Genomic DNA, 12,876 nt, shown 5'->3' with positions numbered 1-12,876 from the left:
CATGTCTCTTTATAAACAGCTACTGATCGGCATCTGTTTATTTACGTTTGTCATTTTCTGCGGGAACTTTGTGGTGACCCTCGAAAGTTCGCGGGAGCAGTACCGCAACCAGCTCAGCGCCCATGCACAGGACGCGGCGACGGCGCTGGGACTGTCGCTGACCACCCATATCGACGACCCGACCATGACCGAGCTGATGGTGAACTCCATCTTCGACAGCGGCTATTTCTATCGTATCCGCGTGGTCGACATTAAGACCAATAAAGCGATCATCGAGCGCAGCGATGTGCCCCAGGATAGCCACGTCCCGCAGTGGTTCGTGCGGCTGGTGCACCTCAGCCCCGGCGAAGGTGATGCTATTGTGATGCGCGGCTGGACGCAGGTCGCAAGAGTCGAGGTGGTGAGCCATCCGATGTTCGCCCTGGCCCGCCTGTGGAACAGCATCGTCGCCAGCTTTTTATGGCTAACCGGCTGTAGCCTGCTGTTCCTGCTCGCCGCCACCCTGCTGTTACGTCGTACGCTGCGTCCGCTTAACTATATTGTCGGCCAGGCGATGGCAATCTGCCGCCGCGAGTTCCTGAATGTATCGGCACTGCCGAAAACCCCGGAGCTGCGCCGGGTGGTTGAGGCTACCAACATGATGGTGACCCAGCTCAAGGCGTTATTCGGCGAGCAGGCCCGGCGCACCGAATCCCTGCGTCAGGAGGCCTATCACGACAGCCTGACCGGGCTGAGCAACCGCCGCGCGTTTGATATGCAGCTGCAGTCGCGTCTGAGCGATGAAGAGAACGCCGGCGGGCACATTCTGCTGCTGCGGGTTCAGGATCTGATGGGCCTCAACCAGCGTCTGGGCGGAGCAAAATCCGATCAATTGCTGGTGGCGGTGGCGGATATTCTCACCGGCCTGCAGCGCAACTATTTTCACAACGAAGGCTTTGTCGCCCGCGTGCGCGGCGGGGAGTTTGCCATTATCGCCCCGCTGATCCTGGGGCAGGATCTCGACAACCTGAGCAACACCCTCAGCACCCAGCTGAAGGCGCTGTCGGAGATGGGCATGAGCGACGTTTCGCCGGTAGCCCACTTTGCGCTGGTGCCTTTTAACGTCGGTGATACTCCACAGGCGGTACTGGCCCAGGCGGACCAGGCCCTGGCGAGAGCGGAGACCGAGATGCGCTTCTTTGCCAGCCCTGATACTGCATCGGCCGGTGAGCGCGAAGAGGATCACCACAGCTGGTACACTCGCCTTGATGCGGTGCTTACGAATGGCGCCTTTGAGCTGTTCTCACAGCCGGTCTATGCGTGCAACAACGCGCATGAGGTCCTGCATCACAAGATCCTCGCCCGCATTAAAACCCAGGAGGGGGAACTGGTGCCGGCGGGTCGCTTTATGCCGTGGATCCACCGTCTCGATCTCAGCCGTCGCATGGATATCGTGATGCTCCAGCAGACCCTGCACGAGCTGGCGAAATCGCCGCGCCCGCTGGCGCTGAGTATCAGCGGCGCCAGCGTTGCCGACGACCAGAGCCTGAACGCCCTGCTGCAGCCGCTGAAAGGCGCGCCGCAGCTGGCCGGTTTGCTGACGTTTGAGCTGGATGAGAACGAGCTTCCCGATATCGAGCGCGTGAACGTGCTGGTCAGTCGCCTCAAGGCGTTGGGCTGCCGTCTGGGGATCCAGCATTTTGGTGGTCGTTTCCACCTTATTGGTAATTTACCCCAGTGGGGGCTGGCCTGGATTAAAGTTGATGGCAGTTATATTCGGGATATAGACAGCGAGGACGATAAAAAACTGTTTATTGAGGCTATTTACTGGGCGACCCGTCAGATTAATTTGCCGCTTATTGCCGAACGTGTGGAAACAGCGGGCGAACTGGCGATTCTGGAAAAAATTGGTCTGCATGGCGCGATGGGGCGCTATTTCGCTGACGCCAGTACGCTGGGTGGAAATTAACCACACAGATTTAGTGGAGACTGAAAATGTATTACGTTGAACGCGATACGGAAAGACGAATTAGTCGGGTGGAACTGACGCCTTTTTCCACAATGACGGAACAGCATGACCTGTGCACGCTCGAGATTGACGAGTGGATGCGCCAGCGAGAAATCCGCGAAGCCACGCTGTATCAACTGCGGCAGAGCGACCTTGAGATGGTGCGTGTGCTGGAGGATCTGATCGAGGTGCTGATGAGTAAAGGTGTCATCACCATTACCGATCTGCCACCGGCCGCGCAGGCTAAACTCACCAGCCGCGCGCAGGCGCGCCGTTCGCTGAGCGGACTGGAGGGATTAATTGCGGATGATGACGAGGGGCTTATTTAACCACTTTCGTTACGTAACGGAATTAATCAAAAATTAACAGGGGGGGCATTGGCCTGGCCCCCTGTTTTGATAGTGCATACCTGTTTAGATTCCTATTCATTCATGCCATCAATTAATATAGGGGCCTGACACGGACCTGAATCAATAAAATTGTTGTTGAAAGGCGTATCCTTGTCAGTGTTGCACAGCAAATTACTAATACAGATTTAATTCTCTTTTAGCATTCTAAGCCTGAGCAATGGATGAATTGGGCTTGAAAAGGATTGAGGGAAACAATATATGAGCGGCGTATCCGGGATCGTCAAAGCAGTAATAGGGCAGGTATTCGCAGTCAGTCCTGACGGCAGCACGCGGTTGCTGACGGAAGGCGACAGGATCCTCGACGGAGAACAAGTCCAGACGGGCGCGACTGGCGCGATTACCTTATCGCTGGCGGACGGCAAACAGTTAGATCTGGGCCGTGACAGCCACTGGGACAGTTCAGGGCACGTGACCACTGACAGCGCGGCGGCCCAGCAGCAGGACGTCGCGGCTATTCAGCAGGCCATTGCCGACGGGCAGGACCCGACGCAGACCCTGGAAGCGACAGCAGCAGGTCCTCAGTCCGCGGGAACTGGCGGTGAGCCTGGCGGCAGCGGCGGCGGGTCGCACACCCACGTCGTGCTCGATTTAACCGCTGAGATTGTTGACCCTAATGCGGGTTATCCGACTATCGGCCTTGATTTCCCCGACGATGAGCGCCCGGAAGAGTTAACGCTGCTTGATATTGACGATTCTGATGCGGATGCGGATGCCGACTCCGATGCAGATGCCGACGCGGATGCGGATGCGGATGCCGATGCAGACGCCGATGCGGATGCGGACTCCGATTCTGATGCTGATGCCGACGCAGATGCGGATGCTGATTCTGACGCCGACGCAGATTCTGATGCGGATGCGGATTCTGACGCCGATGCGGACGCCGATGCCGATGCGGATGCAGATTCTGATGCAGATGCTGACGCCGATGCAGATGCCGACGCAGATGCTGATGCGGATGCAGATGCTGACGCCGATTCCGATGCGGACGCCGACGCAGATGCTGATGCAGATGCCGATGCGGATGCCGATGCGGATGCGGATGCCGACGCTGACGCGGACGCCGATGCTGATGCTGATGCAGACGCCGATGCCGATGCGGATGCAGACTCCGATGCAGATGCAGATGCAGATGCAGATGCAGATGCAGATGCAGATGCAGATGCAGATGCAGATGCAGATGCTGATACCGATGCGGACGCTGATGCTGATACCGATGCGGACGCAGATGCGGACGCAGATGCGGATGCGGATGCGGACGCTGATGCCGACGCTGACGCGGATGCGGATGCGGACTCCGATTCTGACGCCGATGCGGATGCAGACTCCGATTCAGATGCGGATGCTGACGCCGATGCAGACGCAGATGCGGATGCCGATGCGGACGCTGATGCAGATGCAGATGCAGATGCAGATGCAGATGCGGATGCCGACGCGGATGCGGATGCCGATGCCGATGCGGATTCTGACGCCGATGCCGATGCCGATGCCGATGCCGATGCAGATGCCGACGCGGATGCTGATGCTGATGCCGATGCAGATGCCGACGCCGACGCGGATGCTGATGCCGATGCCGATGCCGATGCCGATGCCGATGCCGATGCCGATGCTGATGCCGATGCTGATGCCGATGCAGATTCTGATGCCGATGCAGATTCTGACGCCGACGCGGATGCGGATGCCGACGCTGATGCTGATGCGGATTCTGATGCAGACGCCGATGCCGATGCCGATGCGGATGCAGATGCAGATGCTGATGCAGATGCAGATGCAGATGCTGATGCTGATGCTGATGCGGATTCTGATGCTGATGCTGATGCGGATTCTGATGCGGACGCCGACGCCGACGCCGACGCCGATGCGGATGCTGACGCTGATGCGGATGCTGACGCTGATGCGGATGCTGACGCAGATGCGGACGCCGACGCCGACGCCGATGCGGACGCCGACGCCGATGCGGATGCGGATGCGGATTCCGACGCCGACGCTGATGCCGACGCCGATGCAGATGCAGATGCGGATGCGGATGCGGATGCCGATTCTGATTCCGATGCGGACGCCGACGCCGACGCCGACGCCGACGCTGATGCGGATGCCGACGCTGATGCGGATGCCGACGCTGATGCGGATGCCGACGCCGACGCCGATGCAGATGCGGATGCCGATGCGGATGCAGATGCTGACGCAGATGCGGACGCCGATGCAGACGCTGACGCCGATGCGGATGCGGATGCTGACGCAGATGCGGATGCGGATGCGGATGCCGACGCCGATGCGGACGCAGATGCAGATGCTGATGCCGACGCCGACGCCGACGCGGATGCGGACTCCGATTCTGACGCCGATGCGGATGCAGACTCCGATTCAGATGCGGATGCGGATGCAGATGCCGATGCAGATGCAGATGCAGATGCCGATGCAGATGCAGATGCTGACGCTGACGCTGACGCGGATGCGGACGCGGATGCCGATTCCGATGCGGACGCCGACGCGGATTCTGATGCCGATGCCGATGCGGACGCCGACGCCGACGCCGACGCCGACGCCGATTCCGACGTCAAACTCACCGTTACCGTCACCCCTGGCGATAAAACGACCGAGACGACCGATGACAAGATCATCCACATCAACGGCGGTAGCGGCGATCCTAACGGTTACGACATCCAGAACGGCGTGATCGTGGCGATCGGCAGTAACGTTCACGTCTGGCTGACCCCGGATAGCCCGGACGGCAAGATTCAGGGCGACTTCGTGCCGAAGGCCGACAGCCCGGATCAGATCCACTACTACACCAGCCAGGGTAATGCCAACGCCAACAACGGCGACAAGACCCATACCGATATCTTTGTGGTCGGTGACCATACGGGTGGCTACTACCAGCAGGGCGACTGGTCTCAGGATCACTATGAATTCCGGCCGCTCAACGGCATTACCGGCAACCAAGGCTTACCGCAGAGCAGCGTAGGTAAGGACTATATCTTTGTTCAGGGTAATGAGGCTGACTACACCGTTACCGGTGTCGATCATCCGCAGAACGGCAAAAACAACGACATAGATAACCTGCATGTGGTCGATAACGAGACCGGGAAGTCGCCGTTCCAGAATGCCAACGGCATCGAGGGCGTTGTATTTGGAGACGGGCCATCTGGAACGCACGGTGGCAGTACCACCGTCAGCACCACGGTCACTTTGAACCTCGACGTGAATCTCGAAAGCTCAGACAGCGGCGACCACCTAAAAAGCATCACGCTGGACGGCATACCTGAGGGGGGCGACCTTTACGGGTAATCATACCAACGTCACGTACGATGCGGAGCACGGGACCTACACCCTGGAATTTGATAACGACACCTCGCACTTTACCGGGCAGGTCAGCGTTGAACTTCCGGGCTCTGAGCACGATTTAGGCGAGATCACGCTGACAGTGGATTCTACCGCTGCCGATCAGCACGAAACCGACTTCACCTTTGATGGCGAAGAGGGCGGAACCATCGTCAGCGAAAGCCACGGCGGGGAAGAGCATGCCGATGACGCTGTCGACGACGACCATCCTCTGATGGCCAGCCACAGCGTTGAGGAGAACCATGTCGATCATGACGCTGACGAGAGCGATAAGCAGACGCATACCAGCAGTCTGGATGCGGACGATCACGCCGCCTCGTTAATCGACGACGATAATCTCCTGCTCAGCACCACCGCAGAGCATGGCGAGACGCCGGCGGCATCGGCCGATCATGCCAGTGATGCGCTGCCGGGCGATACGCAGAGCGAGGCCCTCGCCACGCTGCAGAGCGCCAGCCCGGGACAGGACGAGCAGCTGAACTTCAGCGATCTCATCCATGATGACGAGCATAACGATCTCAGCAACCTGATCCAGGCAGGGCCGCAGGGTGACGCGGCGGATGCCCAGGCGGAGGTCGAACATGTTCCTGCTGAAGGCGGCGAGATAGCCGGAACGGACGGTTACGATGCCGGTAACGACGAGATGCTGGATAACCTGATCGCGAAACCGGAAGAGCACGCCTGATCGGCCGCCGCGCAGGGGGCAGTTGGGCTCTGCGCGGCAACAAAGATGAAGTGAATTTAGTTCAGACGAGGGATCCCGTCCGATCATAAACGCGCAGGATGCATTTTTTCCCTCGGTCTAATGGGATTTTCTCTGGTGGATATTGCCAACAATCAAGGGATATGAAGGAAAAACAGCAAGATGAAACAGTATAGTCAGATCGTATTGGGTGCGGCGCTGGTGTTGAGCGCCACGCAGAGCCAGGCCACTACCCTGGAGCAGGCCGTAAAAGACAGCCTGCTGTGGCACCCGGAAGTTAACGCCTCGGTTAACAGCCGCTATTCCGCAGATCAGGATCTTCGTGCCGCCAAAGGCGGTTATCTGCCGACGCTGGATCTCACCGCCGGTACCGGCTGGGAGCAAACCGATAACGCCAGCACCCGTGCGGCAGGCGATCATCTGCGTGATTTGCACCGCAGCGAGTCCGCCATCAACCTGCGACAGAACGTCTTCAATGGTTTTGCAACCACCAGCGAAGTGGGCCGCCAGAAAGCGACGGTCAATTCTCGTGCCTGGACGGTAATGAACACCAGCGAATCCACCGCCCTGCAGGCGATCCAGAGCTATCTCGACGTGCTGATGCGCCAGAAGATGGTCGCGCTGGCAGAAGATAACCTGAAGAATCACGAGCGGGTGTTCGATCAGATCCGCCTGCGTACCGAGCAGGGCGTGGGCCGTCAGGCAGACTTTGAGCAAGCGCAAGCCCGTCTGGCGCAGGCGCGCAACAACCTGCTGACCGAGCAAACCAACCTCGAAGACTCCCGCGCCAACTACCAGAGCATTACCGGCAAAGAGCCTGACACCCTGGTGATGCCCGCTAAAATTGCGGTTCCCGCCTCGCTGGACGCCGCGCGTTCAGTGATGCTGGCAAATAACCCGCTGCTGAAGCAGGCGGACGCCGACGTGGAAGCCACCCGCCAGCAGTACGAGGCGGCAAAATCGCGCTTTTACCCGGACGTGAACGTTGAAGTCGGTCGTACCATGGATAACAACATCGATGGCACCCGCGGGCACAGCCAGGAGTGGCAGGCGATGCTGCGCATGCGCTACAACCTGTACAACGGCGGCAGCGACCAGGCCACGCTCACCTCTTACGCTTACAAAATGAAAGAGGCGGAGGATGTGAAAAATAACGCCCGGCGTCAGCTGAATGAAGATCTGCGTCTGGCCTGGAATGCCCTGAGAAACGCCAGTCAGCAGGTGCCGATCGCCAAAGAGTATGCCGATCGCAGCGTGCAGGTGCGTAGCGCCTATCAGGAGCAGTTCAGTCTGGGCGACCGTACCCTGCTCGATATGCTGGACAGCGAAAATGAAGTGTTCAGCGCCCAGCGCCGCTACGTTGAGCTGCAGTTCGTCGACATGTTTACTACCTACCGCATCAGCGCCCGTACCGGCGAGTTGCTCAAAAGCCTGAACATTCAGGCACCGTCGGCAGCGCAGCCGCTCGATCAGGAGCAGCGTTCACAGACGGAGCTGCCTGAATTAAAATAAGCCGCCCTTAAAGGCTGACGGGGTTATTGCTGGCAGAACGACCGGCAATACCCCCTCTTTTTTATCCCTGCGACCGCCGTCTGCAGAACACTGAGGCAGAGAATGACGCCTGATATTGACTCCCCCGATCGCATCGAGATGACCCCGCAGGCGCAGGGCAGACAGGATCCCCGGCAAAGCCATGACGATCCGCTGCTGGATGCGCTGATGATCGTCTGTAAATTGCATAACATCGCCACCAGCCGCAACGTCCTGACCACCGGTCTGCCGCTGGAAGCGCACACCCTGACGATGGAGAGCTTTCCACGCGCCGCCGGACGGGCAGGGCTCAAAGCGCGGGTGGTGCAGCGGCCGCTGGAAAACATCACCGCGATGTCACTGCCCGCCATTCTGCTGCTGAAAAACAATCAGACCGCGGTGTTGATTGGCTGGGACGATCAACAGCGCGCGCGTCTGCTGCCGAGTGAAACGGAAGGCGGTGAGATTACCGTATCGCCGGAGACCCTGGCGGAGAACTACAGCGGTCGGGTGATCTTTATCTCCCCGGAACATGAGTTTGATGCCCAGCCGACGGCCACGCTGCCGCGCACCAAAGCCTGGTTCCAGGACACGCTCAAACTGTCGAAATTCCTCTACCTGGATGCGGTGGTTGCCAGCTTTCTCGTCAACCTGGTGGCGCTCGCCGCCCCGCTGTTTGTGATGAACGTCTATGACCGGGTGGTGCCGAATCAGGCCACGGCGACCCTGTGGGTGCTGGCCATCGGCATCAGTATTGCGTTTGTGTTCGACTTTGTGCTGAAGATCCTGCGGGGCATTTGCCTCGACCTGGCGGGTAAAAAGACCGACCTGGTGGTCTCCTCGGCGCTGTTCGAACGGCTGCTGGGGATGAAGATGAAGCTGCGCCCGCAGCGGGTAGGAAGCTTTGCGCAGAACTTCCAGGAGTTCCAGTCGATCCGCGACTTCCTGTCGTCCCTGACCCTGACCGCCTTTATCGATCTGCCGTTTACCCTGCTGATCCTGCTGGTGATTGGCATCATCGGCGGTCCGCTGGTATTTATCCCGCTGCTTTGCTACCCGCTGGCGCTGCTGGTGAACTGGCTGATCCAGCGCCCGCTGATGTCGCGGGTTAAGAAAACCTACCAGCTCTCCAACGAACGTCAGGCGATGCTGGTAGAGACGCTGACCGGCCTGGATGCCATCAAGATTAACAACGCCCAGAGCGAGCGCCAGTACCAGTGGGAGCATCTCACCGGCCAGCTCAGCAAGCTGGAGCTGCGGGTGAAGTCGCTCTCCTACGTGGCGGTGAACTTTACTACCTGGCTGCAGCAGTTCAGCGGCGTGGCCATTATCGTGGCCGGGGTCTACATCATTATTGGCGGCAACCTGAGCATGGGCGGGCTGATCGCCTGCTATCTGCTGCACCGTCGCGCCATGATGCCCATCGGCCAGCTGTGCAGCCTGATCACCCGCTACCAGCGCGCGCGGATGACCAAAGCCACTATCGACCGCATGATGGGGCTGGAACAGGAGGTGCAGGATGACGAGGTGCCGCTGAAGCGCGAAACCCTCTCCGGCGCCATTGAGCTGCGCGACGTCACCTTCGTCTACCCGGGCAACCAGTACGCCTCGCTCAGCAACGTCTCGCTGACCATTCAGCCCGGCGAGAAGGTGGGGATCATCGGCCGCAGCGGGTCGGGAAAAAGCTCGCTGGCGAAACTGCTGGTCGGCTTTTATCAGCCGGACAGCGGAAACGTGTTAATCGACGGCATTGATGCCCGCCAGATAGACGTCCACGATCTGCGCCATAACATCGGCTATGCCCCGCAGGATATCCACCTGTTCAGCGGTACCCTGCGGGAGAATCTGGTCTACGGCGCCAGCTACGTTGACGATGAGACCATGCTGCGGGTCGCTACCCTGACCGGGGTACATGAGTTCGCCCGTCGCCATCCGTCCGGGTACAACATGCAGGTGGGCGAGCGGGGGATGAGTCTCTCCGGCGGCCAGCGGCAGGCGGTTGCGCTGGCGCGCGCGCTGCTGCTCGATCCCCCGGTGCTGCTGATGGATGAACCCACCAGCTCCATGGATAACACCAGCGAAGATCTGATTAAAAAGGCGCTGATACCGGTTATCAGCAACAAAACGCTGCTGATGGTGACCCACCGTGCATCGCTGCTGACGTTGGTGGACCGTCTGATTATCGTCGACAACGGCAAAATCATTGCCGACGGTCCGAAAGAGAGCGTCATGAGCGCGCTGAAGAAGGGACAAATTCATGCGAATCGTTGAGTCGCTTAGCCGCCTGATGAGCTGGCTGTCAGGAGATAAACAGCCTGCGCCTTTCACCACCAATGAGGTGAACAAAGCCTTGCTGGATGATGCCCCGTGGGTAGTGCGCGTGACGCTGTGGGCCATTTTCGCCTTCTTTATCGCCATGATCCTCTGGGCATCGCTGGCGAGTATTGATGAGGTGACGCGCGGGGAAGGGCGGGCCATTCCCTCCTCCCGCCTGCAGAAGGTGCAGAACCTCGAAGGCGGGATCGTGGCCGAAGTCTTTGTGCACGAAGGCGAGGTAGTGAAGGCCGGGGCGCCGCTGCTGCGTCTGGACGATACCCAGTTTCGCTCCAATGCCGGGGAGTCCGATGCCGACCGGCTGGCGCTGCAGGCGCGGATCCAGCGTCTGACCGCCCAGCTTGACGATGCAACAACCCTGACCCTGGCACCGGAGATTGTGCAGAAGGCGCCGGATATCGCCAGTGGCGAGATGGAGCTCTTTGCCAGCGTGAACAAACGCATCCAGAGTGAGCTGGCCGGGCTCAACGAACAGCTGGTGCAGAAGAAGCAGGAGCTGCTCGACTTCCAGGGCAAAGTCAGCCAGTACCGCCGTAGCCTCGGGCTACAGCAGCAGGAGGTCAGCATGTCTGAACCTCTGGTGGCCAAAGGGGCAATCTCAAAAGTAGAGGTGCTGCGCCTGCGTCGTGGCGTGGTGGAAACCCAGGGGCAGCTGGACTCGGTGCTGCTCGCCATTCCCCGGGCGGAAGCGGCCATCAAGGAGATCGAAAGCAAGGTCAGCGAAACGCGGGGTCGTTACCGCAGCGAGGCGCTGGGGCAGCTCAACGAGGCGCGAACCGATCTCAGTAAAATAGAGGCCTCGGGCAAGGCGATTTCCGACCGGGTGAACCGCACCCTGGTGACCTCGCCGGTACGCGGCATCGTACAGCAGCTGATGGTCAACACCATCGGCGGCGTGATCCAGCCGGGTAACGACCTGGTGGATATTGTTCCGCTGGATGACAATCTGCTGGTGGAAGCCAAAATCCGTCCGCAGGACATCGCGTTTTTACGTCCGGGTCAGGAAGCGACGGTGAAATTTACCGCCTACGACTACACCATCTATGGCGGGCTGAAGGGCACCCTGGAGCAGATCAGCCCCGATACGGTGACCGATAAGGACGGGAAGAGTTTTTATATTATTCGTCTGCGCACCGACAAAAATCACCTCGGTACGGATGAGAAGCCGCTGTTGATTATTCCGGGGATGATCGCCTCGGTGGATATTATTACCGGTAAGAAAACGGTGATGGCCTATCTGCTAAAACCGATCCTGCGCGCCAGAGCGGAGGCGTTCCGCGAGCGTTAAGAATGGAACAGCCCTCCTCCGGGGGAGGGGGGCTGTCAGGGTTACCACATCAGATCGTCCGGGACGACAAAGTCGGCGTACGGATCGTCTTCGTCCTTCGCTTCCTGAGTCAACTCGCTGCTTAACACGATATAGCTCGCATCACGCTGGGAAATTTTCTCGGCAACGATGGCGGGGATAATTGCATATTCGCTGTCGCGACCGGCGTCGGCAACCAGACGGGCAATGGCGAGACGGCCATTGATCAGCTGCGCCTGGGTGGTCTTATCGACATAGATTTTTTTAATCAGGTTATTGTCGGTGAAGTTAAAACCGATATCCCCTTTTGCCACCACGATCCGGTTCATCTCAATCAGCTGCTTGATCTGCGCCTTATACTCTTTCGCCAGCGCCGCCTGCTTCTGCTGCTCGCTTAACTCTTTGTCGCGTTCAATTTGCGCCTGCTTGTTCACCTCCACCGCTTCGCGCGCCTCACGCGCCTGAACGCGGGATTTTTTGGCGGTGCGCTGCACTTTCGCCATTTTTTTGCTGGTGACTAAGCCAGCTTTAAGCATCTGCTCTTGTAGTGTGAGTTTGGTCATGTTCGTTTCTGAAATCCGTCAAATGATTGGCAGATTATACCCTGGAGCGCAGAGCTCAGTGGACGTTTAATTCCCTGGTGGCGATAACCTGAGCAAAACCAGCATCGAGCAGCCCCAGGGTCACATCAAGAATGGTTTTCGCGCTGAGCTGAGATTTTTCCAGCTCAAAACTGAGCACCGCATCTTTTAGCACCGTCATCTTTAATCCAAGATCGGCACCCATTCTGACGGTGGAGTTTACGCAAAAACCGGCCACCGCACCGATAACGACCACCTCTGAAATATTTGCCTCCTGGAGATGAGCCAGTAATTCCGTTGAGCTGAACGCGGAGGAGGTGTGTTTGATAAATACCGGTTCGCCAGGCCGTTCCTCAAATGCTTCCAGGGGCTGGCTTGATGGCGAGCTGTGATGGAGGGGCGAACCCTGCTCAGGCGTCTGGTGGCGTACATGGATGACGGGGCAGCCAGAGGCTCTGAATTTATCCATTACAGAGGTCATATTTTCAATGCCGGTTTGGGGAAAGTAATCCACGCCCTGTTGAATTCTTTCTTTTACAAAATTCTGCATATCGATGATGAGTAGCGCTTTTGACATATTACCTTCCTTAAACCGTGCCGGTGGCAGGGTTATTCGCCGTTCACAGACGTCGTCGTCACCCTGAATCGAATTAACATATCCGCAATTGCGAACGGCGCACCCCTAC

9 protein-coding genes are annotated in these 12,876 nt (G+C 58.7%); 7 read left to right on the top strand and 2 right to left on the bottom strand.

Going from position 1 to position 12,876, the window contains the following annotated elements:
* The first annotated feature begins 1 nt into the window (after position 1).
* The 7 genes from lapD (at position 2) to AAHB66_RS16440 (ending at position 11,591) form a co-directional block, all read left to right on the top strand.
* Positions 2-1,948 (top strand): cyclic di-GMP receptor LapD, encoded by a 1,947-nt coding sequence (lapD, locus tag AAHB66_RS16470; protein ID WP_347113637.1) that lies wholly within the window; start codon positions 2-4, stop codon positions 1,946-1,948.
* Positions 1,949-1,974: 26 nt separating this feature from the next.
* Positions 1,975-2,316: a tryptophan synthase subunit beta gene (locus tag AAHB66_RS16465; protein ID WP_347113636.1), complete on the top strand. Its 342-nt coding sequence runs from the start codon at positions 1,975-1,977 to the stop codon at positions 2,314-2,316.
* A gap of 279 nt (positions 2,317-2,595) precedes the next feature.
* On the top strand, positions 2,596-5,682 hold the full coding sequence (locus AAHB66_RS16460; protein ID WP_347113635.1) for a retention module-containing protein: 3,087 nt from the start codon (positions 2,596-2,598) through the stop codon (positions 5,680-5,682).
* Between the two features lie 136 nt (positions 5,683-5,818).
* The gene (locus AAHB66_RS16455) at positions 5,819-6,421 is read left to right on the top strand and encodes a hypothetical protein (protein WP_347113634.1); all 603 of its coding nucleotides are present in this window, start codon (positions 5,819-5,821) and stop codon (positions 6,419-6,421) included.
* Positions 6,422-6,601: 180 nt separating this feature from the next.
* Positions 6,602-7,951, top strand: a complete 1,350-nt coding sequence (locus AAHB66_RS16450) for a TolC family outer membrane protein (protein WP_347113633.1) — start codon at positions 6,602-6,604, stop codon at positions 7,949-7,951.
* Positions 7,952-8,089: 138 nt separating this feature from the next.
* Positions 8,090-10,240 (top strand): type I secretion system permease/ATPase, encoded by a 2,151-nt coding sequence (locus AAHB66_RS16445; protein WP_347116507.1) that lies wholly within the window; start codon positions 8,090-8,092, stop codon positions 10,238-10,240.
* A complete protein-coding gene (locus AAHB66_RS16440) occupies positions 10,227-11,591 on the top strand; it encodes an HlyD family type I secretion periplasmic adaptor subunit (RefSeq protein ID WP_347113632.1) in 1,365 nt (454 codons plus the stop codon). The genes AAHB66_RS16445 and AAHB66_RS16440 overlap by 14 nt, the downstream gene beginning before the upstream one ends.
* Positions 11,592-11,632: 41 nt before the next feature.
* On the opposite strand, the gene AAHB66_RS16435 is transcribed toward AAHB66_RS16440, so the two are convergent.
* On the bottom strand, positions 11,633-12,172 hold the full coding sequence (locus AAHB66_RS16435; RefSeq protein ID WP_347113631.1) for a DUF2058 domain-containing protein: 540 nt from the start codon (positions 12,170-12,172) through the stop codon (positions 11,633-11,635).
* Between the two features lie 55 nt (positions 12,173-12,227).
* Positions 12,228-12,767 (bottom strand): isochorismatase family protein, encoded by a 540-nt coding sequence (locus AAHB66_RS16430; RefSeq protein ID WP_347113630.1) that lies wholly within the window; start codon positions 12,765-12,767, stop codon positions 12,228-12,230.
* Positions 12,768-12,876: the final 109 nt, after the last annotated feature.

It is taken from the genome of Leclercia sp. S52 (assembly GCF_039727615.1).
Lineage (GTDB): Bacteria > Pseudomonadota > Gammaproteobacteria > Enterobacterales > Enterobacteriaceae > Enterobacter > Enterobacter adecarboxylatus_B.
This window is presented reverse-complemented; position numbering and strand designations above follow the sequence as displayed.

Bases quoted from the DNA above. Each gene is read 5' to 3' on its own strand.
- lapD (WP_347113637.1), top strand. From the start codon at position 2: ATGTCTCTTTATAAACAGCTACTGATCGGCATCTGTTTATTTACGTTT.
- AAHB66_RS16465 (WP_347113636.1), top strand. From the start codon at position 1,975: ATGTATTACGTTGAACGCGATACGGAAAGACGAATTAGTCGGGTGGAA.
- AAHB66_RS16460 (WP_347113635.1), top strand. From the start codon at position 2,596: ATGAGCGGCGTATCCGGGATCGTCAAAGCAGTAATAGGGCAGGTATTC.
- AAHB66_RS16450 (WP_347113633.1), top strand. From the start codon at position 6,602: ATGAAACAGTATAGTCAGATCGTATTGGGTGCGGCGCTGGTGTTGAGC.
- AAHB66_RS16445 (WP_347116507.1), top strand. From the start codon at position 8,090: ATGACCCCGCAGGCGCAGGGCAGACAGGATCCCCGGCAAAGCCATGAC.
- AAHB66_RS16440 (WP_347113632.1), top strand. From the start codon at position 10,227: ATGCGAATCGTTGAGTCGCTTAGCCGCCTGATGAGCTGGCTGTCAGGA.
- AAHB66_RS16435 (WP_347113631.1), bottom strand. From the start codon at position 12,172: ATGACCAAACTCACACTACAAGAGCAGATGCTTAAAGCTGGCTTAGTC.
- AAHB66_RS16430 (WP_347113630.1), bottom strand. From the start codon at position 12,767: ATGTCAAAAGCGCTACTCATCATCGATATGCAGAATTTTGTAAAAGAA.